This window comes from Citricoccus nitrophenolicus (assembly GCF_047305825.1).
Classification (GTDB): Bacteria; Actinomycetota; Actinomycetes; order Actinomycetales; family Micrococcaceae; genus Citricoccus; species Citricoccus nitrophenolicus.
In genome coordinates, this window is sequence record NZ_CP063070.1 from 1236440 (window position 1) to 1261250 (window position 24811).

22 protein-coding genes and 1 pseudogene are annotated in these 24811 nt (G+C 71.0%); 5 read left to right on the plus strand and 18 right to left on the minus strand.

The genetic code is table 11. The annotated features are described in order from the left end of the window. Positions 1–47: 47 nt before the first annotated feature. Positions 48–1940, minus strand: a complete 1893-nt coding sequence (locus IMT31_RS05705; protein WP_413544056.1) for a methyltransferase — start codon at positions 1938–1940, stop codon at positions 48–50. After that, complete coding sequence (locus IMT31_RS05710; RefSeq protein WP_413544057.1) at positions 1937–2836, minus strand: rhodanese-related sulfurtransferase; 900 nt, start codon at positions 2834–2836, stop codon at positions 1937–1939. Before IMT31_RS05710 ends, IMT31_RS05705 begins: the two co-directional genes overlap by 4 nt. A 149-nt stretch (positions 2837–2985) precedes the next feature. Between IMT31_RS05710 and IMT31_RS05715 the strand changes: the two genes are divergently transcribed. Then, on the plus strand, positions 2986–3699 hold the full coding sequence (locus IMT31_RS05715) for a GNAT family N-acetyltransferase (protein ID WP_345360320.1): 714 nt from the start codon (positions 2986–2988) through the stop codon (positions 3697–3699). 117 nt (positions 3700–3816) lie between these two features. Next, a complete protein-coding gene (locus IMT31_RS05720) occupies positions 3817–6213 on the plus strand; it encodes a DEAD/DEAH box helicase (RefSeq protein WP_413544372.1) in 2397 nt (798 codons plus the stop codon). Positions 6214–6221: 8 nt separating this feature from the next. On the opposite strand, the pseudogene IMT31_RS05725 reads toward IMT31_RS05720, so the two are convergent. The 10 genes and pseudogenes from IMT31_RS05725 to IMT31_RS05770 form a co-directional block, all read right to left on the minus strand. Then, positions 6222–6539: pseudogene (locus tag IMT31_RS05725) on the minus strand (Rv3654c family TadE-like protein); the annotation flags it as partial. Further along, the gene (locus tag IMT31_RS05730; RefSeq protein WP_345360317.1) at positions 6536–6916 is read right to left on the minus strand and encodes a TadE family type IV pilus minor pilin; all 381 of its coding nucleotides are present in this window, start codon (positions 6914–6916) and stop codon (positions 6536–6538) included. The pseudogene IMT31_RS05725 and the gene IMT31_RS05730, both read right to left, overlap by 4 nt. A 175-nt stretch (positions 6917–7091) precedes the next feature. Continuing rightward, positions 7092–7337, minus strand: coding sequence for a DUF4244 domain-containing protein (locus tag IMT31_RS05735; RefSeq protein WP_345360314.1), 246 nt, complete (start codon positions 7335–7337; stop codon positions 7092–7094). A gap of 173 nt (positions 7338–7510) precedes the next feature. Further along, the gene (locus tag IMT31_RS05740; protein ID WP_413544058.1) at positions 7511–8044 is read right to left on the minus strand and encodes a type II secretion system F family protein; all 534 of its coding nucleotides are present in this window, start codon (positions 8042–8044) and stop codon (positions 7511–7513) included. Next, positions 8041–8703, minus strand: coding sequence for a type II secretion system F family protein (locus IMT31_RS05745; protein WP_413544059.1), 663 nt, complete (start codon positions 8701–8703; stop codon positions 8041–8043). The genes IMT31_RS05740 and IMT31_RS05745 overlap by 4 nt, the downstream gene beginning before the upstream one ends. After that, complete coding sequence (locus IMT31_RS05750) at positions 8687–9901, minus strand: TadA family conjugal transfer-associated ATPase (RefSeq protein ID WP_413544060.1); 1215 nt, start codon at positions 9899–9901, stop codon at positions 8687–8689. The genes IMT31_RS05745 and IMT31_RS05750 overlap by 17 nt, the downstream gene beginning before the upstream one ends. 134 nt (positions 9902–10035) lie before the next feature. Continuing rightward, complete coding sequence (locus IMT31_RS05755; protein ID WP_413544061.1) at positions 10036–11211, minus strand: hypothetical protein; 1176 nt, start codon at positions 11209–11211, stop codon at positions 10036–10038. 104 nt (positions 11212–11315) lie between these two features. Then, positions 11316–12122, minus strand: coding sequence for an NUDIX hydrolase (locus IMT31_RS05760; protein ID WP_413544062.1), 807 nt, complete (start codon positions 12120–12122; stop codon positions 11316–11318). Continuing rightward, positions 12119–12943 (minus strand): endonuclease III, encoded by an 825-nt coding sequence (gene nth, locus IMT31_RS05765; protein ID WP_413544063.1) that lies wholly within the window; start codon positions 12941–12943, stop codon positions 12119–12121. The genes IMT31_RS05760 and nth overlap by 4 nt, the downstream gene beginning before the upstream one ends. Next, positions 12940–14178 (minus strand): hypothetical protein, encoded by a 1239-nt coding sequence (locus IMT31_RS05770; RefSeq protein WP_413544064.1) that lies wholly within the window; start codon positions 14176–14178, stop codon positions 12940–12942. Before IMT31_RS05770 ends, nth begins: the two co-directional genes overlap by 4 nt. A 272-nt stretch (positions 14179–14450) precedes the next feature. On the opposite strand from IMT31_RS05770, the gene IMT31_RS05775 reads away from it, so the two are divergent. Next, positions 14451–16520 (plus strand): acetate--CoA ligase, encoded by a 2070-nt coding sequence (locus IMT31_RS05775; RefSeq protein WP_413544065.1) that lies wholly within the window; start codon positions 14451–14453, stop codon positions 16518–16520. A 146-nt stretch (positions 16521–16666) separates the two neighbouring features. Here the strand turns inward: IMT31_RS05775 and IMT31_RS05780 are convergent, their stop codons facing one another. The 3 genes from IMT31_RS05780 to IMT31_RS05790 all read right to left on the minus strand — a co-directional run bounded on the left by IMT31_RS05780 (position 16667) and on the right by IMT31_RS05790 (position 19862). Next, entirely contained in the window at positions 16667–16801 is a 135-nt protein-coding gene (locus IMT31_RS05780; protein WP_345360290.1) for a methionine/alanine import family NSS transporter small subunit, read from the minus strand. A gap of 1 nt (position 16802) precedes the next feature. After that, complete coding sequence (locus tag IMT31_RS05785) at positions 16803–18503, minus strand: sodium-dependent transporter (protein WP_413544373.1); 1701 nt, start codon at positions 18501–18503, stop codon at positions 16803–16805. Between the two features lie 165 nt (positions 18504–18668). Then, a complete protein-coding gene (locus IMT31_RS05790; protein WP_345360284.1) occupies positions 18669–19862 on the minus strand; it encodes a MarP family serine protease in 1194 nt (397 codons plus the stop codon). Positions 19863–20012: 150 nt separating this feature from the next. On the opposite strand from IMT31_RS05790, the gene IMT31_RS05795 reads away from it, so the two are divergent. Beyond that, a complete protein-coding gene (locus IMT31_RS05795) occupies positions 20013–20690 on the plus strand; it encodes a Crp/Fnr family transcriptional regulator (RefSeq protein WP_345360281.1) in 678 nt (225 codons plus the stop codon). A 97-nt stretch (positions 20691–20787) separates the two neighbouring features. Here the strand turns inward: IMT31_RS05795 and IMT31_RS05800 are convergent, their stop codons facing one another. Genes IMT31_RS05800 through IMT31_RS05810 form a run of 3 tightly spaced genes read right to left on the minus strand, consistent with a single transcriptional unit; the run spans position 20788 to position 22476 of the window. Further along, complete coding sequence (locus IMT31_RS05800) at positions 20788–21825, minus strand: NUDIX hydrolase (protein ID WP_413544066.1); 1038 nt, start codon at positions 21823–21825, stop codon at positions 20788–20790. Between the two features lie 40 nt (positions 21826–21865). Further along, positions 21866–22327, minus strand: coding sequence for a RidA family protein (locus IMT31_RS05805; RefSeq protein ID WP_413544067.1), 462 nt, complete (start codon positions 22325–22327; stop codon positions 21866–21868). Further along, positions 22324–22476, minus strand: a complete 153-nt coding sequence (locus tag IMT31_RS05810) for a hypothetical protein (protein ID WP_345360272.1) — start codon at positions 22474–22476, stop codon at positions 22324–22326. The genes IMT31_RS05805 and IMT31_RS05810 overlap by 4 nt, the downstream gene beginning before the upstream one ends. A gap of 76 nt (positions 22477–22552) precedes the next feature. On the opposite strand from IMT31_RS05810, the gene IMT31_RS05815 reads away from it, so the two are divergent. Beyond that, entirely contained in the window at positions 22553–24766 is a 2214-nt protein-coding gene (locus IMT31_RS05815) for a transglycosylase domain-containing protein (RefSeq protein WP_413544068.1), read from the plus strand. Positions 24767–24811 lie beyond the last annotated feature (45 nt).

A 24811-nucleotide genomic window follows, 5' to 3' on the forward strand; every position in this document is an offset into this window, starting at 1 on the left:
GCCCTGATTCACACTCGTAGTGATTTCAGTCACACAACGGAGCGGCTTCAGTCCGAGTCGCCGTCCGGGACGGGCACCAGGAAGCCGTCCGTCAGGAGCTCGGCGACGGCCTCCAGCAGCGCCGCCTCCCCCGCTTCGTCCAGTTCCAACAGTCCCGCCACGGCGCCGGCGAGCTGACCCACGGTGAACTCGCCGTCCGCGGCCGCGAGGAATCCGGCCGTGGCCGTGTCCAGGTGGGCTGTGCGCCGGAACCCGCCGCCCTGACGGGCCAGGATGACCTCCGGGTGATCCGCGCCGAATCGCTGGTGGCGTTCCTCGGTCACGTCCCCCGGGACCAGCACGTGCAGGGCGCGCAGGTGCCCGAGGTCCCCGGCGGCCTCCGATCCCGCGTTGGTGCCGTCCGCGCCGGCCACGAGGTCCCAGCGCTCCACCGCGGCCGCCCAGGCCGGGCCCAGCGGCTGCTGCAACTCCGATTCGAGGACCTCGGTGCGGATCCGGCCATCCCGGTCCGCCTCCGGGCGGCGCATCCACAGGTAGCCGAAGCCGACGGCGGCCACGCCTCGTGCCTCGAAGTCCTCCAGGTAGCGGCGGTAGCCGGTCCCGTAGCCGGCCGGGTCCAACTGCTCGGAGGAGTCCTGCAGCCACGTCTCGGCGTACCCGGACGGGTCCAACAGGTCCCGCTGGAGGAACCAGGCATCCGTGCCCTCCGGGACCCAGCTACGCGGCCTGGCGTCCCAGCCGGACCATTGCGGGCTGGCAGCCCCGGGCACCCGCTGGTCCGGCTCGCGCTGACCATTCCGATCGTCTGGGTCGGCGCCCGCGGCGTGGTCGTTCTGGCTGTTCTGGCCGCTCTGACCGCTCTGACCGCTCCGTCCCTCGTGATGGATCTCCCAGTTTCCGAGCATCTGCACGATGCCCCCGGGCTTCAGGTGCTCGGGCAGTCGCGCCACGAGCTGGGCCAGCAGGCTGTCCCCGGGGCGACCCCCGTCCCGGTAGGTGTTGATGCCGGCCAACGGGCTCAGGCGGTCCGGATCCAGTGCCCCCTGATCCGGGCCTGACGCGCCGCGCGGGGTGATGACGAAGGGTGGGTTGGAGACCACGAGGTCGAAGCGCTGCCCGGCCACCGGTTCCAGAAGGTCACCGGTGGCCAGCGTCACCCGTCCCCCCGGTCCGTAGAGCGCCTCGGCGACGTCTCCTCCCGGTCCCCACTGCGGGTCCGTGCCGGCCAGGCCGAGTACCTCGGCGTTGAGGACCAGGTTGAACGCCGTGAACTCCAGCGCTCGTCCGGACAGGTCCGTGGCGGTGACGTGCTCGGCATGCGCCAGCAGGTGCAGGGCCTGGATGCCGCAACCGGTGCCCAGGTCCAGGGCGCGGGCCACCGGCCGGCGGATGATGTTGCCGGCCAATGTCAGGGACGCCCGGCCGATCCCCACCACATGCCAGGCCGGCAGGGCGGATCGGGTCTGCAGGGCCGTCTGGTCACTGGCCACCCACAGGTCCCCGTGATCGTCGGCGGCATACGGGGAGAGGTCCACCACCGGATGCAGACACCCCTCACGGACCCAGCCCAGGTTCAGGGCAGCGGCGCCTGCGGCCCCCAGGGTCGGCAGGGCGCCGTCCAGGGCCGCCACCGGGACCGGATCGCCGAGCATCCAGCAGGACACCACGGCGGCGAGGGCGCGCTGTGAGGCGGGGGCGCCGTCGTCGCCCATCACCCGGGCCACCACGTGCCGGGCCGGCTCGGCCTGTTCTCGGTCCAGAGCTGCGGTGGCCGCCGTCCCGAGCAGGGTTCCCACACCGTCTGCCGTGTAGCCGAGGGCCCGTAGATCCGTGGCGAGCGCCTGGACCGAGCCAGCACCGGCTGGCGGGGGATCGATCATGGCGCGGTTGAAGGGCGGGGCTGTCGGTGCCGCGTTGGAATCCGGGGTGGTGGTGCTCATGGCCTCATTCTGGTGCACTCTCCGCATCGGCGATCCGGCAATGAGGCGGCGCAGCCGTCACAGACGGCCTCCAGGGTCTGACACCCCGGGTCGGCACAGTTGCGCAGTTCGGACGTTGGCCCCCCACAGAGGGCGCAGCGGCCGATCACGGCGGCCTGATCGGAGAACTCCAGCCGCATGCGCTGGTCGAAGACGGCGAGTGAGCCTTCCCACAGGCCGTCATCTCCGTAGGTCTCCCCGTACTTCGCGATCCCGCCCTCAAGCTGGTAGACCTCGCTGAAGCCCCGGCGCTGCATGAGGGCACTGAGGACCTCGCAGCGAATCCCGCCGGTGCAGTACGTGACCACGGGCTGGTCCTTGAGGTGGTCGTACTTGCCGGAGTCCAGCTCGGTCACGAAGTCCCGCGTGGTGGCGGTGTCCGGGACCACGGCCCCGGCGAAGCGGCCGATCTGCGCCTCCGGGGCGTTGCGCCCGTCGAAGAACACCACCGGGGTGCCGGCCTCCTCCTTCTCCTGGACCAGCCGGTGCAGGGCGGCCGGCCCCACGTGGGTGCCGGTGCCCTCCACCCCCGCACCGGTGACGGTGACCTCCTCGGGGACGCCGAAGGCCACCAGCTCGGGGCGGACCCTGACGGAGAGCCGCGGGAAGTCCTCCGCCGAGCCGTCTGACCACTTGACGTCCAGGCCTGCGAAGGGCCCGTAGGAGCGGGTGGTCTTGACATATTGCTTCACAGCGGCGATCGGGCCGCCCACCGTGCCGTTGATCCCGTGGGGAGCCACGATGATGCGTCCGGTCAGCCCCCAGCGTTCGGCCAGTGCGTGTTGCCACAGGCGCACGGCCTCCGGGTCCGGCAGCGGGGCGAAGCGGTAGAACAGGGCGATCTTGGACTGGCTCACCGCATCTAGGGTAGCCGGGCGGGCGCCGTGGACCCGAGGCCACTGGGCCGTGGACCGGAGGCTACAGACTGGTGACGATTTGGCGGGATCCGGCGGAGAGCCGGCTCCGGGCCGTGCGGGTTCGGTCCCCCTGCGGTTAGTCTCGTCCCATGACTTCTGCCCTGAACGACGCGCTGGTCAGCACCTGGGTGACCGGGTGGTCCCGCTGCCGAAACTATGACGTGCACCATGACGGTGTGGTCCATGCCGCCCTGCGCAGCGGCCACCAGACCGGAGACGGCCAGCAGTGGGAGTACATCCTGGCCGACCCGGACGAGGCCGCACTGAAGGCCGTGTCCGCCGAGGTCCAGGGCCACCCGGGCCGGCTGCTGACGGTGGTGGGGACTCCGCCACCCGTCCCCGCGGACGTCCCCCTCCAGGCGGTCTCCACGAGCGAGATGCTGATGGTGGTGGACATGGGCGGCCAGGACGTCGAGGCCCCGATCGTGCCCGAGGAGTTCGAGGCTGAGGTCCAGCGCAACGACCCGGACTGGTTCCTGGTGACCATCACCAGCACGGACCAGCACTCCCGGGGCGAGGGCGCCGTGGCGGCGCGCGGTCGTGTGGCGGCCGTGGACGGCTACGCCGTGTTCGACCGCATCTGGACCTCCCCCGATTTCCGCCGCCAGGGACTCGGCTCGCTGGTGATGCGCTACCTCGCCTCGCTGGTCCTGGAGCATGACGTGGAGGAGGGGCTGCTCGTGGCCAGCGCTGACGGTCAGGCGCTGTACGGCCATCTCGGCTGGACCGAGCTCGCCGATGTCACCGTGTACGGAGCGCCGGATGACCACACCGCGAATCCGTCCCACTCGGACGCCGACTGAGTGGACCCCGCCGTTGGTGACGGCGCGGCACGCACTGACGACCCCCGGGACGCCGAGGCCCTGACCCGCACCCTCGGCCGCAGGATTGTTCCGCCCCAGCTGCTCCACGTCCGGCACATGCCCGAGCGCGGAGCCGTCACCGTGCCCTGGCCGGAGAGGACCCCGGCGGCCCTGGCCCAGGCCCTGGGCGGCTCCGGCGTACTGGAGCCCTGGCGGCATCAGGCCGAGGCCGCGGCCCTCGCGGCGGCCGGCACCCACGTGGTGTTGGCGACCGGGACGGCCTCGGGGAAGTCCCTGGGATACCAGCTGGCTGCCGGCACCGCCCTGCACGAGGACCCCACGGGCACCGTGCTGTACCTGGCACCCACCAAGGCGCTGGCCGCGGACCAGCTGCAGGCCTGGAGGGCCCTGGCCCGGGACGGGGCCACCTGGTTGCGCCCGGCCCCCTACGACGGGGACACGGATCCCGCCGACCGGAAGTGGGCCCGCGAGCATGCCAACGTGTTGCTGACCAATCCAGACATGCTGCACGTGGGGATCCTGCCCCACCACGAGCGCTGGTCCCGGTTCTTCCGCCGGCTGCGGTACGTGGTCGTCGACGAGGCCCACGTGTACCGGGGCGTGTTCGGCTCCCATGTGGCCGTGCTGCTGCGCCGGCTGGCGCGAGTCTGCGCGCACTACCGCTCGGGCCGGGGTGAGGACGGCGGGAATGCTGCCGGGCCGGTCTTCATCGGGGCCTCGGCCACCAGCGCGGACCCTGCCGGGTCCTTCTCCCGGCTGATCGGGGCCGAGGCCGAGGCCGTCACCCGGGATGCATCCCCGCACGGAGCGGTGACGGTGGGCTTCTGGGAACCCGAGCTGACGGACCGGCGGGGCGAGAACGGGGCACCCGTACGCCGCTCGGCCACGGCTGAGGGCGCCGGGATGATGGCGGACCTGGCGGTGACCGGAACCCGGACCATCGCCTTCATCCGCTCCCGCCGCGGGGCGGAGGCCATGGCCTCGGCCGCCAAGCGTGAGCTGGCTGAGGTGGACCCGTCCCTGCCGCCTCGCGTGGCGGCCTACCGCGCCGGCTATCTGCCGGAGGAGCGCCGGGAGGTGGAGACGGCCCTGCGGACCGGTCGCCTGCTGGGGGTGGCCTCCACCCCCGCGCTGGAGCTCGGCATCGACATCGCCGGGCTGGACGCCGTGCTGGTGGCCGGCTGGCCGGGCACCCGCGCCTCGTTCTTCCAGCAGGTGGGCCGCGCCGGGCGGGCCGGGCAGGAGTCCGTGGCCCTCTATGTGGCCGGCGACGACCCACTGGACACCTACGTGGTCCACCACCCCGAGGCGGTGTTCGAGCTGGCCGTGGAGGACTCGGTCACCGACCCCGCCAATCCGCACATCCTGGCCCCACACCTCTGCGCCGCGGCCGCGGAGCTCCCTCTGGTCCCGGACGGGCTCGATGCCTTCGGGGACCCGGAGCAGGTCCGTTCCCTGGTGGAGCAGCTGGTCGAGGAGGGATACCTCCGGCGCCGGCCGGCCGGCTGGTTCTGGACCCATCCCGAGCACGCGGCCGGGTTGGTGTCCCTGCGGGACGACGGCGGCGGCCCGACCGACATCATCGACACGGAGACCGGGGCCCTGCTCGGCACCATGGGCTCCCCGCAGACCCATTATCAGGCCCACCCCGGGGCCGTGTACGTCCACCAGGACCGCACCTACCTGGTGGAGGACCTGGACGAGGACGCCCACGCTGTGCTGGTGTCCCGGGCATCCCCCGACTACTTCACGCAGGCCCGGGACATCACCGAGATCGAGGTCCTGGACACCGTGGAGCGGTTGGACGCGGGAGACCTGCAGTGGTGCACGGGCCCGGTGAAGGTGACCACCCAGGTGGTGTCCTACCAGCGCAAGGCCCTGGTCTCCGGCGAGGTCCTCGGCGAGGAGCCGCTCGAGCTGCCGGCCCGGGACCTGTTCACCACCGCCGTCTGGTTCCACTGTCCCTCCGAGACGCTCGTGGCTGCCGGACTCACCATGGACCGGCTGCCCGGATCGCTGCACGCGGCCGAGCATGCCATGATCGGCCTGCTGCCGATCGTGGCCTCGAACGACCGCTGGGACATCGGCGGGGTGTCCATGGCCCTGCACCCGGACACGGGACAGCCCTCGGTGTTCGTCTACGACGGGCACCCGGGCGGTGCCGGCTTCGCCGAGCGTGGCTTCCATGAGGCCGAGGCCTGGCTGCAGGCGACCTTGGACACCGTACGCTCCTGCGCCTGCCCCTCGGGGTGCCCCTCCTGCGTGCAGTCTCCCAAGTGCGGCAACCGGAACAATCCCCTGGACAAGGCCGGGGCCGCCACCCTGCTGGCCTTCGTGCTGAACGGGGTGCGGGCCGCCGGCGCCAGGACGCGTCAGCCGGGCGTGCCCCGTCCTGGCGGTGATTGGTCGGGTGCTGAGGAGTGGGGAATCGACGGGGCGGGTGGGCCGGCCCGGGACGTCCCGTCTGCGGGCCACGGCAGCGGCGACTCGTAGCGGGTCCGTACCCGCACCGTCCCGTTCTGCTCAGCCGCGCAGGTGGTCACGGTGGCCCCGTGGCGCTGGGCCGTCTGAACCGCCAACGTGCAGGGCTCTGCCGCCACGAGCCCGCGGGCGGCGTCCGCGGCGGCCAGGGCGGCCAGGTCCGCCGCCCCTGCCGCCCGGGCCGCAGCCGTCACCGAGGTGCCCAGGGCTGCTGTGGCCCCGAGCAGCACCAGTGTCACGAACACCGTGATCAGTACCGTGATGCTTCCGGCGCCCACCTCCCCCCATGATCGGGTGGCACGGAGGGAGCCGAGCGCGCCAGGCCGGCCGCGGCTCATGGCGCCGCCGAGGCGGCCGGGGGCACCGCCCACTGATCTGGTGCATGGGCGGTGGCATCCAACCGCCAACCGTCCCACCAGGCCAGCGGCCCCGGCGGGGAGTGTTCCACCGTCACGGAGACCCAGCCGGCGGACCGCCTGCTGCTCAGCTCCGTGGCGTCTCCGGCCATCCGGCGGACAGTGGACTGGACCTCCGCGTCACTCTCCCCGCGAGCCAACTGCCGCGCGGAGGCCACCGCCGCCTCCTCCAACTGGACCTGTTGCAGGGTGGCGGCACCGGCGAGCAGGCCGGCCACCAGCACCAGGGCGGCCGCCGGCAGCATCACGGCGTACTCGGCGGTGACCGATCCCCGCTCGAGCGGGTCGTGGCGGTTCATGGGGTCCTCCGATGGTGGTCCGATGGGGGTTCGATGGTGGGGTCACGCATGGCTGTCATGTGTGGGTGTCTGCCGTGCTGTGGCACCAGGGGTGCCTTCGAGCCCATGACCTGGGCACGGGGCCGGGGACCGCCGCCTGGGGGAAGGCGGCGGGCCCCGGCGGGCGGCGGGCCGCTCAGCCGAAGCTCAGGGCGTCCTGGACGATGCCCAGGAGCAGTCCCTGGACGTCCGCCCCGGCCAGGATGACGGCGAGCACTCCGGCGAAGCCGACGGCGGCAAGCGTCACGATCCCGTACTCGGCCGTCTGCGCGCCGGTCTCGTCGCGCCAATCCGGCCCCTGGGACACGGCTCGGTGCGCAGGCGGTTCCTGGGTGGCCTGCTGGTCCTGGTCCCGGACCTCGGGATGCGCAATGGCAGTCATGGTGTCTCCTCGATTCGTCGCAATGGCGGCCGGTGGTGGTCGCCTGGTTCCAGCCTGCGCGGGCCGGGCAGGTCATGGGGTCCGGGCCGTACCGGATCTGGATGGATGTGCCCTGTCCGTCAGGTGTGGAGGAGTGGGTGTGAGCGGTTGTGGACGAGTGGCCGCAGGTCCCGCTAGGGCAGGAGTGCCAGGACCAGCGGGATCACCCCGAGGCAGATGAAGGACGGCAGTTGGCACAGTCCGAGCGGCAGGACCAGCCGGGTCCCGAGCTCCGCCGCCCGCTGTTCGGCCCGCCGCTTCCGATTCCTACGGAGTGAGGCCGCGGTGGAGCGCAGCAGGGCCGCCGTGGGCGCTCCCGTGAAGTGCGCAAAGCGGAGTTCTCCCGCCAGTTCCTGCAGGTCCGGGCAACTGGCCTCCGGCTCGTGCGCCGTCCATGCCTCGTCCCACTCCACCCCGACCCGCAGCAGCAGGGCCACCCGGCGGACCGGCCCGGCTCCCGGCAGGTGAGAACCGATCAGGTCGAGCCCGGAGACCAGGGATTGGCCCGAGTCGAGCAGGCCTGCCAGCAGGTCCAGCGCCACCGCGGCATCCACTGCGGCCTCGGTCTCGTCCTCGCCGATCCCGCCAGCCTGCCGAGGCAACAGGGGCCGGCCCGAGCGAGCCGAGCGGTCGGGGCGGTCGGGGTGGTCGGGCCCCTCCGGCGTCACGAGGAGGCCTCCGATCGCCGCATGAGCGCTCGGGTCCACAGATGCCCCACGACGGCCAGGGCACCACCCGTGCCCACCACCAGCCAGCCGATGGGCTCGGAGAGCAGTTCCGCCGGTGGTGCCCCGAGAGCGGCGGACATCCCCACCCCGGCCAGCGGCAGGAAGCCCAGCAGCCGCGCCGTGGAGCGGGGACCCGCGGCCGCGGCTTCCCGGGCCTGGTGGGCATCCTGCCCCTCCTCCAGCGCGTCCGCCAGACGGTCCAGGAGCCTGGCCAGCGGGATCCCGGCCTGCCGGGAGACTCCGAGGCAGCCATCCAGCTGGCGCCAGTGGCGGCCCTCCCCCGGACCGTGGGTCTCGGCGAAGGGCGAGCCGCCGAGCAGGACCTCCACGTCCGCCGCCGTCAGAACGTGGTGCAGGCAGCACGAGGACTGCGTCCTGCCAGCCACGCGGCACGGCGGATAGAGCCCGGCCAGTTCCGCCCAGATCCGCTCGGGACGACGGCCCGCCTGCAACAGGGCCGCTGCACGCCGCAACAGGGTGATGAAGGCCTCGGCGTTCCGCTCCCGGCGGCGTCTGGCCTGCCCGGGCCACCACCGCCATCCCCGGCGCTCCCCGCGGTGCCCGCCGTTCCCATGCAGTGCCTCAGCTACCCAGGACATGACGCCCCCTTCCGCGCCGGCCGGTCGCACCGCTCTGTGCCTCCAGCAGGTCCCGGCCAGGTCCCGGCATCAGGGCACCACCGGCGAGTGTCCAGGCCGGGACCACGCGGAAGGTTCCCTCCCGTGGCCCGGACCGGTCCACCACGGCCAGTTCCACCGGATGCCGACCGCCGTCCGTGCGGCCCAAGTGGAGCACTGCGTCCACCGCGCTCGAGGCCTGCAGGGCCAACGCCTCGGCACCCAGGCCCGCCAGGGCTCCCATGGCGAACAACCGAGCCGGGACATCCGCGGCCGAATTGGCGTGGAGCGTTCCCGCGGCACCCCGATGCCCGGTGTTCATGGCCGCCAGGAAGTCGGCGACCTCCGAGCCACGGCACTCCCCGACGATGAGCCGGTCGGGCCGCATGCGCAGGGCCTGCCGGACGAGTTCGGACAGCGGCACACCGCCGGTTCCCTCGGCGTTGCCGGACCGGGCCTGCAGGGAGACCACGTGCCCATGCCGGGGACGCAGTTCCCGGGTGTCCTCCACGGTGATGATCCGTTCGTCGGCAGGAACCTCAGCGAGCAGGGCAGAGAGCAGGGTGGTCTTGCCGGACCCCGTGGCGCCACTGATCAGGAGATTGGCGCGGGACTGCACCAGATGCTGCAGCGCGGTCAGCCAGATCTCTCCGTGCGGCCAGCCGCGGGCCAGGCTGCCGAGTCCTGGCGGTTCCGGGGCCGCCAACCGGACGCTGATCTGGGTTCCCCCTGCGGCCAGCGGGGGCAGGATGGCGTGCACCCGGGCCCCGGTGACCTGGGCGTCGCCGAACGGCTGTCCCTCGTCGAGCCGGCGCCCGCCCTGGGCCAGCAGCCGCACCGCCAGCCGGCGGGCATCCCCGGCCTCCACCCGCTGGCCCGTGGCCTGCAGGCCCTCCAGCCCATCCGTCCAGATGGTCCCGGACCCGTCCACGAGGACGTCCGTGACGCCGGGGGTCCGAGCCGGGCCGGCCAGCTCCCCGAGCCCGGTGAGGTCATCTGTCACCGCCTGCATCTGCGCGGCCGCCTCCTGTGGGGTGACCACCGGCAGGTGCCGGCGAACCGCCTCAGCCGCCAGCTCCGGCGGCACCGCTTCCGGCCTGGCCGCCTCGGCCCCGTTGCGCTGCCGCGCGGGATCGGCCAGGCGTCCGGCCAGCCAGCGTCTGGCACGCCCCTGCTCCACAGACCGGAGCCCGGAAGGGCCTGCTGCCGGTCCCGATGACCGCCCCGGTGACCCGGCAGCAGCACGGCCGGTGGTGGGGCTCGGGAACCGACCACGTCTGGCCGGCCTCGGAGGTTCCGGCTGCCACCCGGCGCTCATGGACGGATCCTCTCGGCCAGCTCGCCCCGGTGCCCGGTCCCGGTCCGCTGGTCGACCTGTTGCCCGTCCTGCCGCTCCAGCCTCAAACCGGTCTCCGCCGCCAGCCGTCGGCCGGATCCACGGCGGGCCGATCGGCCCCAGGAGGCCACCGAGGCCCCTGCCCAATCAGAGGCCCGGAGGGGAACCGTGGTGGGCACCGTGCCCGGGACGGGCGTCGAAGCCGTGCCCGGGCGACGTTGCGCACCGCTGGCACACAGGACCATCTCCGGGTGGAGTGGCAGGTCCGCCGGCGGGGGCTCCTCGGTGCACAGCACCACCGGTGTTCCCCGGTCCGCGGCATCACGGGCCCGGGCGACGTCCCGTCCGACATCCACCACGGTCCAGGCGAACGACTCCCGCGCCGTCTCGAGACACTGCTCCGGTGCGTCCCACAGGATCTGACCGCCCCCAGGGGTTCCCCTCGGCGCGGTCCATCCCCACCAGCGGACTCCGCCGGCGCTGGGCAGCTGGGACGCCAGGGCCGGTCCCGGGACCGGGACTCCGCCGGCGCTCTGCCATCCGATGCGGTCAGCGCCGAGAGGTGCGAGGGGGCGCAGACGGTTGCTGAGACCACCGTCCGGCCCTTGCGCGTCCACGAGGAGGCCGCGGCCGGGTCCGCCCCACAGCAGGGTCAAGGCCCACGTCAGCCCGGGCCACCGTGCGTCGCCGTCCGAGCCGGGCCCCTGATGGACCACCACCACGGCCTGCCCCGGGGCCCCACCGAGCCGACCGTCCGGGGTGGTCCGGGCCAGCGTCCGACAGAGTTTCCGGGAGTCCTCCGGCAGACTCAGCCCCTCATGGGGCTCGGCTGAGCCGCCCAGGGACACCGGTAGCGCCCGGATCCCTGGGGGAAGGCCCCGGAGAGGGTCCGGCAACGAGGTCTCTGAGGGATCGAGCCCCCACAGGACGGCCGTGGGACGGCCCACTGCCGCGATCGCGTCCTCGGAACTCGCCTCTGCCCGGGTCAGGACGTGCAATCGGTGCCCCACCGCGGCCACGCAGGCCGCGACCTCGGCACACAACAGCTCGGAGTGGAGCCGACCACCCCCGATCAACCCGTGGGGCGGAGGTGCCCCGGCATCGGGCGAGGAGACGAACACGACGGGCAGCGGGGCGGATGCAGGGACAGCCATGTCTCCAGACTGGCCCGGTGCCACCGGCCGTGTGGTCCGCAGGGGGCAGCCTGTGGAGGGCGGCCGGACACCCGGTCACCTGTGGAGGAGCCGTCCGGCGGGGCCTATCCTGAGTCGGCCCGCGGCACGGGCATGGACGCGTCCCAGTCGGTGATGTCCACGATCCGTTGCCGGTCCCAGTCCTGAGACCATCCCAGCAGGTCCAGGATCCGGTCGATGAGGATCGCCGTGAACCCCCAGACGAGGGCACCGGACACCAGGAAGCCGGGGCTCCGGAAGCGCTGTGCGTTCCCCGCGGCGCCGCGGGTCAGGGACGTGGTGATGCGGTTGGCGGGATCCACCAGGTCTGCCACAGGCACCCGGAACACGCGGGCCGCCTCGCCCTCGTCCACCACGAAGACGTCAGAGGGCCGGTCCCACCAGCCCAGCACGGGGAACACCTGGAAATTGGACACGGTCAGTGGCGCCGGTGGGAGCGTACCGATGACCCGTACCCCGTCCGGGTCCAGCCCGGTCTCCTCCTCGGCCTCCCGCACAGCGCAGGCCGCGTGGTCCACGTCCTCGGGGTCCTTGCGCCCGCCCGGGAAGGCGATCTGCCCTGGGTGCTGGCGCAGGCTGAGGGACCGTTGGGTCAGCAGCAGGTCCAGATCCTCGGGCACGGCGGAGGAGTGGAAGTGTGCCGGCTGGTCGTCGAGCGCCCCGAACAACACGAGCACCGCCGATTCCACCGGTGCTTCGCCACCCGGAGGGGGCACCAGGGTGATGCCGAAGTCCCAGCCTCGGCCGTCGTCGTCCGGCACCGGGTGCTCGTCCCGTACCTGCGCGTACCGGGCCGCCAGGGCCGGGTCCAGGGTGCCGTACCGACCCACGAGCCGGCGCAGGTCCGCGAGCGCTCCGTCGATCTGCATCATGCTCCCAGACTGTATCCCTCGGCCCGCAGCTCGGCGCGGCTCGCCCCCGCGAGCATCCTGGCCAGCAGGTCCTCGCGGCCGGGTGCCAGTTCATACTTCAACAATGCCGCCGCCGCGTCCGGATCCGTCTCCCCAGCGCCGTAGGAGGGGCACCAGCGAGCGACGGGGCAGGCTCCGCAGGCGGGGCGCTTGGCGTGGCAGACGCGCCGGCCGTGGAAGACGAGCCGGTGCGAGAGCATGGTCCAGTCGCGGGGTTCGAAGAGCGCGGCAACCTCGTGCTCCACCTTGACGGGGTCCTGCTGGGTGGTGAACCCGAGCCGCCGGGCCAGCCGCCCGAAATGGGTGTCCACCGTGAGTCCGGGGATCCCGAAGGCGTTGCCGAGCACCACAAAGGCGGTCTTGCGGCCAACGCCGGGAAGCTTCACCAACGCGTTGAGTTCTCCCGGGACCTCGCCACCGTGGTGCTCCACCAGGGCGCGGGACAGGCCCTGGATGGCCGTGGCCTTGTTGCGGTAGAAGCCCAGCGGGCGCACGATCTCCTGGAGTTCCCGCTCGTCCGCGTGGGCCATGGCCTCGGCATCCGGGAACCGGGCGAAGAGTCCGGGAGTGGTGGCGTTGACGCGCACGTCCGTGGTCTGGGCGGACAGGACCGTGGCCACGAGCAGTTCGAAGGCATTGGTGAAGTCCAGCTCTGCCACCGCGTACGGGTACGCCTCCGCGAGCACCCGGTTGATCCTGCGGGCCCGGCGCGTGAGTGCCAGGGCGCTCTCCCCCGTGATGCTGCCGGTGCCGGCGCCGGTGGCGGAACGGCGCCCGGTCATGCGCGCTCGATGTCCGTCAGGTCCCTGAGCACGCCGGTGCGGCCGTCGGTGTTCTGCACCAGGAACTCGTGGCGGCGGTCCTCGAGGGCGAGGATCCACCCGCCGGGCTCCAGATCGAAGACCGGGCTGCCGTCCTCCGGGGCCACGGCCGAGCGCCGGGTGCCGACCGCGAACCAGAAGGCCTCGTAGTCGGCCGGTTCCGTCCCACGCGGAGAGGACTGGGCGGGCTCCGCCAGACCGGTGGTGCCGGTGGACCCAGACATCTCCGCGGCGTCGGTTTCATCGGCAGCGTTGGTGACCTCAGTGGCCTCGGTTGCCTCGGTCGCCGGCGCACCGAAGGCGGCGGTGGCCGAGGCGGCGGCCTCATCCGTGGAACGCGGCCGTACGCGGGTCATCCCCAGTTCTTCGTCGATCTCGGACCCGGTGGGCCCTGCGTCAGGTCGCTCGCCCGCCTGTTCGGGAGAGTGTCCGGCAGTGTTGCCGGCCTCGGACGAGGAATGGAGATCCTCCGAGGACCCGGGTGACCCCTGGGCCTCCGGTTGGCCGTAGCCCGGGCTCGGGAAGGAGTCCGCCGCGGAGCCGTCCGCCGGCCAGGCGTCAGAAGTCGTGGTGGACGCCGCCGCGGCCGAGTCCAGAGCGTCGGGGCCCGCCCCTGCGGGGGCGGCATCCCCCGAGGTGTGAGCCGGGTCCAGCGGGTCCCGGACCTCTCCGGCGCCCGGTGCCGGGGCCGTCGTCGTCCCCGGGGCAACGGCCGGGGCATGGCTCGTGGCCCGCGTCTCGCCAGAGCCTGCCACCAGTGGCGCCACGAGCCCACGCAGGGGGGACGTGACCACGAGGCCGAGGGAGCCGGCCAGGCCGATGAGCAGCACCGGGTCCAAGGTGGTGGCGAAGGTGACGAAGTAGAAGGCCAACGCGAGCCAGGCTGCCACGTGGGCGAACTGATCGGTGCTGAGCGAGCCCAGCCGCGGCCCTGCGTCCCGGGTGCCCTGGCCTGAGGCAGCGCGGGCCACCAGGAAGCCGGCGGCGGTCAGCGGAAGCAGGAGGCCGATCCCCAGGAAGAACAGGTTGTAGACACCCCACAGGTTCACGCCCCACCGCACCGTGATCAGCGGGACCAGGGATCCGGCCAGGACCACGAGGGATGATGCGAGGAATCCGACGTCCCAGCTGGTCAACTTCAGTCCCGAGTCACCATGGCCCTGCGTGGTGACGGGTGCATCCGGTGCGGTGCCCATGTGATTCCTCCCGTGATCCCCGGTCCGCCCGCATCTGCGGGACGTCCGGGTGAATCCTTGCATCCAGACCGGCGGTGGTCGCCGGTTCCCCTGTGGACGGTCTCTGCACCATTGAACCAGCCGGAGGGTCTCATGCAACGTTGGCGCAACCTCGGGAACTTCACACGACGCATCGGAGCGTTAGTCTAAGGACGCAGGCCACCTGTGACGGGCATTACAGCAACAGTCCCGTCCAGGCGGCGGCCCCGTGACCGCGCCACCAAGGAGTACGCATGAGCACAGCAGCGTCCAACGAACCGGCCACCCCGTCCGCAACGGCTGACGGCGGCGGCACCATGGACACGCTCTCCCACGAACACCGCAGCTTCCCACCCTCGGCCGAGTTCTCGGCGCAGGCCGTGGCGGGCGCGGACCGCTACGAGGACGCTGCCGCGGACCGGCTGGCGTACTGGGGCCGGCAGGCGAGGGAGGTGCTGCATTGGGACCAGGACTTCACCGAGGTGCTCGACTGGTCCGACGCCCCGTTCGCCCAGTGGTTCGTGGGCGGCACCACCAACGCGGCCTACAACGCCCTGGACCGGCACGTGGAGGCCGGGCTGGGTGACCGGGTGGCCATCCACTTCGAGGGCGAGCCGGGCGATTCGAGATCCTGGACCTACGCCGAGCTGGCCGCCGAGGTCCGCAGGGCCGCCAACGCCTTCGAGTCACTGGGCGTCACCAAGGGTGACCGCGTGGCCGTCTACCTGCCGATGATCACCGAGACCGTCATCACCATGCTGGCCTGCGCCCGGATCGGCGCGGTGCACTCCGTGGTCTTCGGCGGCTTCTCCGCGGACGCCCTGCGCTCCCGGATCGATGACGCCGAGGCCAAGCTCGTGGTCACCGCGGACGGCTCGTGGCGCCGCGGCAAACCCTCCATGCTCAAACCCGCCGTGGACGCCTCGCTGGCCGATCCGGGCCACACCGTGTCCAACGTCCTGGTGGTCCGGCGCAATGAGCAGGACGTGGACTGGACCGAGGGCCGGGACCTGTGGTGGCACGAGGTGCTGGCCGAGCAGTCGGACGAGCACGAGCTGGTCTGGCATGACTCCGAGCACCCGCTGTACATCCTCTACACCTCCGGCACCACCGGGAAGCCGAAGGGCATCCTGCACACCACCGGCGGCTACCTCGTGCAGGGCGCCGTCACCCACCGGGACACCTTCGACCTGCACCCGGAGACGGACGTCTACTGGTGCACCGCGGACGTCGGCTGGGTCACCGGACACTCCTACGTCACCTACGCCCCGCTGATCAACGGTGCCACCCAGGTGATCTACGAGGGCACCCCGGACTTCCCGCACAACGGGCGCTGGTGGGAGATCGTGGCCAAGTACGGCGTCACCCTCATGTACACCGCCCCCACGGCCATCCGCACCTGCATGAAGTGGGGCCGGCAGGTCCCGGATTCCTTCGACCTCTCCTCCATCCGGGTGCTCGGTTCCGTGGGCGAGGCCATCAACCCCGAGGCCTGGATGTGGTACCGCGAGGTGATCGGCGGCAATGCCGGCGCGGGCGTGAAGAACGACGACGGCTCCGTCACCCCGGGGGCCCGCAAGGAGCACCCTGCCCCGATCGTCGACACCTGGTGGCAGACCGAGACCGGCGCCCACATGATCTCCCCGTTGCCGGGCGTCACGGCCACCAAGCCCGGCTCGGCCCAGACCCCCGTCCCGGGGATCACGGTGGACGTGGTGGATGATGCCGGCGTCTCGATTGAGGGCGCCGGGGCCGGTTTCCTCGTGATCCGCGACCCGTGGCCGGCCATGCTGCGCGGCATCTGGGGCAATCCTGAGCGCTACAAGGAGACGTACTGGTCCCGGTTCGAGGGCATGTACTTCGCCGGAGACGGCGCCCGCCGGGACGAGGACGGGGACGTGTGGGTGACCGGCCGTGTGGACGATGTCATGAACATCTCCGGGCACCGGCTGTCCACCTCGGAGATCGAGTCCGCGCTGGTGTCCCACCCGATGGTGGCCGAGTCCGCCGTGGTCGGCGCCACCGACGCCACCACGGGCCAGGCCGTGGTGGCCTTCGTGATCCTCACCGAGGAGGCCCAGTCGAACGGCGAGGTGGACCCGTCGAAGGCCGAGGCGGACCTGCGGGGCCATGTGGCCGCCGAGATCGGGGCCATCGCCAAGCCGAAGCACATCATGGTGGTCCCCGAGCTGCCCAAGACCCGCTCCGGGAAGATCATGCGCCGCCTGCTCAAGGACGTGGCCGAGGGCCGCGATCCGGGCGACGCCTCGACCCTGGCCGATCCCTCGATCATGCAGAGGATCGCGGAGTCGCTGCGGCAGTAGGACCTCCGGAGCCGCGCGCCCGCCCCTCCGAGCGTCCCTCAAGAGGCACAAAGTGACACCACCCCGTCCAAACGGACGGGGTGGTGTCACTTTGTGCCTCGGGGCGGACTCAGCGCCTCGGGCCGAGTGGAGGGCGTTGGGCCGGGTCAGGACGGGTCGGTCGCGCCCTCGTCTCCGGACAGGTGGTCCGGGTTCTTGAGCAGGTGGACGAGCGAGGCGGCCATGCCGCCCCACACCACCACGATGGCGATGAGCAGGAACACGATGGCGATCGGGTCCATGTCAGGCTCCCTTCTCGGGGTTCTGGGGATGGGACGGGACCTCGGCATGGCGGCCATGGCCGGTGCCGGCCCCGCCGTGCTGGTCGGACGCCCCGAGGGCGCCGGGAGCTGCCGCGAAGTTGTCATTCAGCTCACTGTGCAGCGCGGACTTCGGCGACCACGGCAGCAGGGACAGCAGGACGGCCACCACGATCAGGGCGATCGACATGCCCCAACCGAAGGTGCCCACGAACCAACTCGGCATGTCCCCGTAACCGTCCTGGGCCTTGAGGACCACGTCGGAGATCCACATGTACGCCAGCACGATCGGCAGGACCACCGCCACCAGGACCTTGTAGACGATGCCCACCCGGAAGGAGGACACCGCATTCAGGTGTCCGACCATGCCGTCCAGGCGGCGCAGCACCCAGGAGACCACCACGACGGCCACCAGGGCGGCGCCCACGATCCCGAAGTTGTTGGCGAAGGCGTCCGTCACGTCCAGGACATTGATGCCGCTGGTGGTACTGAACAGCAGCAGCGAGACGATCCCCGCGAAGCCGACCACCACGGACACGGTCATCCAGCGGCTCCAGCCGAGCTTGTCCTTCACCCCGGAGATCACCACCTCGAGGATGGAGATCAGCGAGGTGAATCCCGCCACCACCAGCGAGGCGAAGAACAGCACGCCGATCAGCGCACCGGCCGGGGCCTGGGAGATGATCGTGGGGAAGGCGATGAAGGCCAGGCCGATGCCGTTGGTGACCACATCGGCCACGTCCACCCCGTTCGCCTGGGCCATGAAGCCCAGGGCGGAGAACACGCCGATGCCGGACAGGATCTCGAAGCTGGAGTTCGAGAAACCGACCAGGAGGCCCGAACCGGTGAGGTTCGTACGGCGCTTGAGGTAGGAGGAGTAGGTGATCATGATGCCGAAGCCCACGGACAGCGAGAAGAAGATCTGCCCATAGGCCGCGATCCACACCTGGGGGTCGGTGAGCACCGACCAGTTCGGGGTGAACAGGGCGTTGAGCCCCTCGGGCGCCCCCGGCAGGAACAGGGCCACGATCACCAGGATGATGAACATGGTGGCCAGCACCGGAATACCGATGAGCGAGGCCATGGCAATGCCCTTCTTGACGCCCGCCCCGAGGATCACCAGGAGGATGAGCCACACGATGAGCATCGGCCAGAAGACCGCCGGGACGAACTCCAGCGTTGGCGCGAAGCCCTCGGACACGTTCAGGTACTCGCCGAAGAAGAACGTCTCCGGGTCATCCCCCCAGGCCTCGCTGAACGAGAACCAGGTGTACACGGCTGCGTAGGCGACGATCGCGGCGTAGTAGACGCCGATGACGAAGCAGATCAGCACCTGCCACCAGCCGATGGACTCGGTCCACTTGCTCAGCCGCCGGAAGGCCATCGGCGGAGAGCCCTTGAAGCGGTGGCCGATCGCGTAGTCGAAGAACAGTAGCGGGATGCCCGCCGTGAGCAGCGCGATCAGATAGGGGACGATGAAGGCGCCGCCCCCGTTCTCGTAGGCGATGTAGGGGAATCGCCAGATGTTGCCGAGGCCCACGGCGGAGCCGACGGCGGCGAAGATGAAGGCCCAGCGACCCGCGAATTGCTCGCGGGTCAGCTTGCCCCCTGTAGATGGTGCGGTCTGCGTCGACACGGAGGTCCTCCCGGTCAGTAACCCAGTCAGCCTGGCCCGTGGCCGCATCTGAGGGTGGTGCGGCGGCGGACCGGCGATGCGGTGCGCGAATGTGATGACTGCCACAGTAGACCAGTCAAGGCACCGAACGCACGATTTCCGCTCCGGTTCTCACTAGTCAACCGGAGGTTCCCGACGCCGGCCCGCCCGGCTTCCCGGGCGGGACGGAGGAGGTCAGTGTCCTTGGACACACTGGCCGGTGGAGACCGTGTCCTCCATCTGCTCCGCACCGGTCAGGGCCTGTTCGGCCTCCTCGCCCGTGATGGCGTAGCCCACCTCGATGTCCCCGGTGGCCCGTGCGAAGACGATGCCGGCCACCTCGCCCTCGTCCGTCAGCAGCGGGCCGCCGGAACTGCCCTGCTGCACGTCCGCGTTCAGCTGGTAGATGTCCAGCAGCCCGGGCTCGGAGCCATAGATGTTGTTGACGGTGACCTCGCCGCGGGCCTGCACCATGGCGGGGTCCATCCGGAAGGGCCCACCCGCGGGATAACCCATGATGTAGCCCGACTCCTGGTCCTCGAGCTGCCCGCCCGACTCCAGTTCCGGCAGCTCGGCCCCGTCCACGGCGATCACCGCCACGTCCCGGGACTCATCGAAGTGCACCACGCGCCCGGCGTGCACCGTGCCGTCCAGGGACTCCACGGAAGGCTCGGTCACCCCCGAGACCACGTGGGCGTTGGTCACCACACGATCCGGCGCCACGGCGAAGCCGGACCCCGTCTGGTTCTGTCCGCACACCAGTGCCGTCCCGGAGATCCGCACCACCGAATCGCGCGCCGCCTGCATGGCCTCGCCCGGCTCGGCCGTGGCCTCGGGTGCCGCGGGTGTGGCGGTGGTGACCGGCACGGGCAGCTCCGGCACCACGTCCGAGCCGGCCACGGCAGAGCGAACCCGCGCGACCATCGCCTTGGCGGACTCCGGAACCACGTGGTTGATGGTGGTGATGACCCGGGAATCCGAGATCGCCGAGGTGACCGGCGCCAGGCCCATGGAGGAGGCGGAGAACGCTATGAGGGAGATGAGCGCGGCTGCCACAGCCGTGTTGACCACTGCGCCGGCGAGCCGGTCCACGGCCCGTAGTGCGGGCAGCGCCATCCTGAGGCGGATGGCGCGCCCGATGCCGGCTCCGATCGCCTGGCCCAGAAGGACGAGCAGCAGGGCGGCGGCCACGATCGCCACCAGCCGCCACCCTGGATCGGGGACCCATTCGGAGACGAGCGGGATGGAGAAGAAGGCAGCGGCGGCACCGGCCACCAACCCCAGGATGGTTCCGAGCGTGACCCAGAATCCGCGCCGATAGCCAGCGAGGAGGAACACGAACAGGACCACTATCAGGACCCAGTCCAGCACGGTCAGTCCGATCAACAAGGAATCTGCCTTCCTGCGTCCGCCCCCGTACGCGCGTAAGTCCCCACTTTACCGTTACCATTGCCGCAGATGGGGCAGAATGGATCACAGTAACGCCCCGCATGTCGAAAGTTGTCCGGCATGCCAGTCGACAGTGAGGACGAAGGACACATGGATCTCGAGGTACTGCGCAAGGCCCCGCTGTTCACCAATCTGGATGACGAGGTCTTTTCAGCACTGACCTCCGAGCTGACCGAGGTGGAGCTGTCCCGTGGCACCTCGGCCTTCCATGAAGGCGATCAGGGCGACCAGCTCTACGTCATCATGTCCGGCAAGATCAAGCTCGGCCGCACGGCCCCTGATGGCCGGGAGAACCTGCTGGCCATCCTCGGCCCCGGTGAGGTCTTCGGCGAGATGGCCCTGTTCAACCCCGCGCCGCGCACCGCCACCGCCACCGCCGTGTCCGGTGCCCGTCTGGCCGGCCTGCGCCACGAGAACCTGCGCAAGGTCATCCAGTCCACCCCCGAGGTGTCCATGCAGTTGCTGCGGGCCCTGGCCCAGCGGCTGTCCAAGACCAACGAGTCCCTCGCGGATCTGGTCTTCTCGGACGTCCCCGGCCGCGTGGCCAAGGCGCTGCTGGACCTGGCCGACCGCTTCGGCCGCCCGGCCAATGACGGCCTGCTGGTGGCCCACGATCTCACCCAGGAGGAACTGGCCCAGCTGGTCGGTGCCTCCCGCGAGACCGTGAACAAGGCTCTCGCCGAGTTCGTGCAGCGCGGCTGGATCCGCCTGGAGAACCGCGCCGTGGTGGTGCTGGACCTGCAGCGTCTGCGCCAGCGCTCGCGCTGATCCGCCGGCACACCTTCCGCCGGTGATGAGGGCAGTACGCACCCCTGCGTACTGCCCTCACGGCACTTAACGGCTCAACCAACTGCTCAACGCGGGGTCAGGGGCGGGCCCACTGGCCGCCGGGAAGGTCCACCGCGAGGTTGAATCCGCCGCCTTCGGGACCGTCCGGCGCGCCCTGCAGTTCTGGGGTGTGCTCCGGCACGCTGCCCCTGACGGTGAGACCCATCAGGAACTCCACGGTGGAGCCGGCGGCCGCCATCCGCTCCAGCAGCAATTCCACTGCCGGCACCGTCAGCCGGCCGAGACTCCGGCCGACGGTGTCCGGGCGGCCGATCGCCTCCCCGACGTCCGCGGTGTCCCGGCCAGCCAACACCTGGCGAGCGGGCAGCCACTCGGCCCAGTGCCCCTTGCCCTCCAACAGGGACACCTCCTGGCCGTAGGGCACGGCGGCCGCGAAGTACTGCGTGTCAAAGCGGCGGTGGGAGAAATGGGGGCTGTTCCACCGGCCCACCGCACGCAGCAGATCCGTCCGCAGCCCGAAACCACGCCGGCCCATGAGCTCCGGGAGGCTGACCTCTTGCCGGTCCAGGGCCGTACGGGCCTGCTGCCACTCGCCGCCTCCCGGGTTGGACGCCACCGAGAACCGGTCCGGGCCAGCCAGCAGGATCCCCGTCTCCTCATAGAGCTCGCGGAGGGCGCCGGTCAGGTGGCGGCGGGCCAGGCGGTGATCGCCCACGCCGAGAACGCGGGACCACTGGGCCGCCGTGGGCCCGAACCACGGACAGCCGTCCTCGTCCGAGGCGTCAAGTGACCCCCCGGGGAACGCCACAGAACCCAGCGGGGTGGGCCCTGCCCGGTAGCGCAGCAGCGTCTCGACCCCGTTCGGCCCGTCCCGGACCACGGCCACGGAAGAGGCGCGGCGCGCGGCACGCGGCCTGCGCTCCCCATGCACCCACCAGCTGCGGGCCGCGGGCAGCTCCCCCTCGGCCAGCTCGAAGACCCGGGACTGCAGCTCCCGCTGCGCGCGATGGATCGGCCCGTGTCCCACGGCCAGACCGACGCGCCTGCCGGGCGCGGGTTCCGAGGCCGACTCCGGGGCAGGAGACGGGCGCGGCGGCACAGGGGACGGGCTCACGGGAGGCTCGGGGCCGGCATCGTCAGGTGGACCGACTGACTCAGCTGAACCGTATGGTGACCTCGACCTCGACCGGCGAGTCCAGCGGCAGCACGGCGACGCCCACGGCGGAGCGGGCGTGCGCGCCGGCCTCGCCGAAGACCTGGCCCAGCAGCTCCGAGGCTCCGTTGAGCACCTGCGGCTGGCCGGTGAAGGACGGGTCCGAGGAGACGAAGCCCACGACCTTGACGACCTGTTCGATGCGGTCCAGGTCCCCGATGACCGACTTCACGGCCGCCAGGGCATTGACCGCGCAGATCCGGGCCAGGTCAGCGGCCTCCGCCGGATCCACCTCGGCGCCGACCTTCCCCGTGGCGGGCAGCTGGCCGCCCTGGAAGGGCAGCTGCCCGGAGGTGTGGACGTGGTTCCCATCGATGAGTGCGGGGACGTAGGCGGCCACGGGGGCGGCGACCGGCGGCAGGGTCAGCCCCAGCTCGGACAGCCGGGCCTCGACGGCGCTCACGGCTTCGGGCGCTTCATGTAGGCCACGGATCCGCCCTCGGGACCGGTCACGATGCTCACCAGTTCCCAGCCTTCGGTGCCGTGCATGTCCAGCACCTGCTTGGGCGTGTGCAGGGGCAGCGGGGTGATCAGGTATTCCCAGGTTGTCATGGGCCCAGCCTAACCGGATCGGGACGGGCCGCCGAGGTCCCCTGTCACAGGGGTGGCTGCCGGTAGAATGCTCCCCATGGCCAATCGCAAGTCCCCGTTCTTCGACACTGCCACCACGCTGGGCAAAATCGTCGCGTTCCTCGGTGTCAGCGCGCTGTGTGGTGTCCTTGCAGCGGGACTGCTCCTGCCGATGGCGGCCGTGGGCGGAGCCACCGCGACGGCCGGCGGGGACATGCTGGACCAGCTGCCGGCCGAGCTGAAGGAGGAGCCACTCTCCGTCCCCTCCCGCGTGCTGGACCAGGACGGCAAGATCCTGGCCACCTTCTACGCCGAGAACCGCGTGCCGGTGACCCTGGACGAGATCTCCCAGAACATGCAGGACGCCATCATCTCGATCGAGGACGAGCGGTTCTACGAGCACAGCGGCGTGGACGCCCGCGGCCTCACCCGCGCCCTGGTGAACAACGCCACCTCTGACTCCACCCAGGGTGCCTCCACCATCACGCAGCAGTACGTGAACAACGTGCTGATCAACGCGCAGTACCTGAACAACGAGCGCACCACGATCTCCGGCACCAAGTCCGTGGCGGACAAGCTGCGGGAGATGAAACTCTCCGTGGCCGTGGAGAAGGAGATGACCAAGGACGAGATCCTCGAGGGCTACCTCAACATCGTCCTGTTCTCCGGCCGGGTCTACGGTGTGGAGGCCGCCTCCCGGTACTTCTTCAACAAGACCGCGGCGGACCTGAACATCCCCGAGTCCGCCCTGCTGGCCGGCATGGTGCAGTCCCCGAACGGCTACAACCCGGTGAACAATCCGGAGGGGGCCACCGACCGCCGCAACACCGTGTTGGCCGCCATGCTCGGCAACGAGGTCATCACCCAGCAGGAGTTCGACGAGGCCGTGGAGGCCCCCATCCCCCAGGAGGTCAACCCCCTAGAGTCCGGCTGTATCTCGGCCGACTACGGCAACTACTTCTGTGACTACGTCCAGCGCACCGTCCAGACCTCAGAGGCCTTCGGCCCGGACCTCGAGTCCCGCCAACGCCTGTTGGACCGCGGCGGGCTGCAGATCACCACCACCCTGGACTCCACCCTCCAGCAGGAGGCGGAGCGGGAGGCACAGGAGAACGCCCCCTACACCGTGTTCGAGTCGGACAGCGGCACTGAGGGCGAGCTGGGCGCCTCCCTCGTCACGGTGGAGCCGGGAACCGGCAACGTCAAGGCGATGGCGCAGAACACCAACTATGACGTGCGCGAGGGCGAGGGCAACACCACCCTGAACTTCAATGTGGACAAGCCCATGGGCGGCGGCAACGGCTTCCAGGCCGGCTCCACCATGAAGCCCTTCACGTTCCTGTCCTGGATCGAGGCGGGGAACTCCATGACGGACACCCTGGACGCCCGCATCAACGAATACCCCACCTACACCCAGTTCCAGGGCTCCTGCGCCCAGGGCGGGACCATCCCCCTCCGGGTGGAGGGGGACGGCTGGACGGTCCGCAACGCGATCGCCGACATGAACAAGCCGATGCGCGCCGACTACGGCCTCTACTGGTCCATCAACACGGCCACCGTGGCAGCCGCCTACGCCCAGGACCTGTGCGCCATCACTGACGTCCTGGACCGTGTGGGCATCCAGAACGCCGGCACCGGTGAGGAGATCAACCCGCTGAACCCGTCCTTCGTGCTGGGATCGGAGGAGGTCTCCCCCCTGATGATGGCCGCCGCCTACGCCACGCTGGCCGATGACGGCAACTACTGCGAGCCCCGCGTCATCAGCGAGGTCACGGACACCCGCGGCAACTCCTACCAGGTCCCCCCGGTGAACTGCCAGAAGGTGGCGGACACCCAGCAGGTGGCCGAGCTGAACAACACCCTCAAGGCCATCGCCTCCGAGCGCATCGCGCAGGACATGCCGTTCCAGGTCGCCGGCAAGACCGGTACCAACAACTGGTCCTCGTCCACGTGGTTCATCGGCTCCACCACAGGCCTGACCACCGCCTCCTGGGTCGGCAACTTCCGCAACCAGATCTCCCTGGAGGGGCAGCAGATCGGCGGAGTCACCTATGACGACGTCTGGGGCTCCATCATCGCCGGGCCCATGTGGGCCAACTACATGAGCTCGGTGGCCGGGAACTACGCGACCGACGAGTTCACGGAATATGACGGTCCCGATTCCGACCCGCGGACCGAGGGCAGCCGCGAGGGCGGCGAGACCATCACGGTCAACCGCCCCGGGCCGCAGCCGTACTACGATCCGGACACCGTCGTCTCGACCGAGGACTGAGGCCAGCGAGCATGGGAACCACTCAGGCCCCCGCCATGCGGTGGG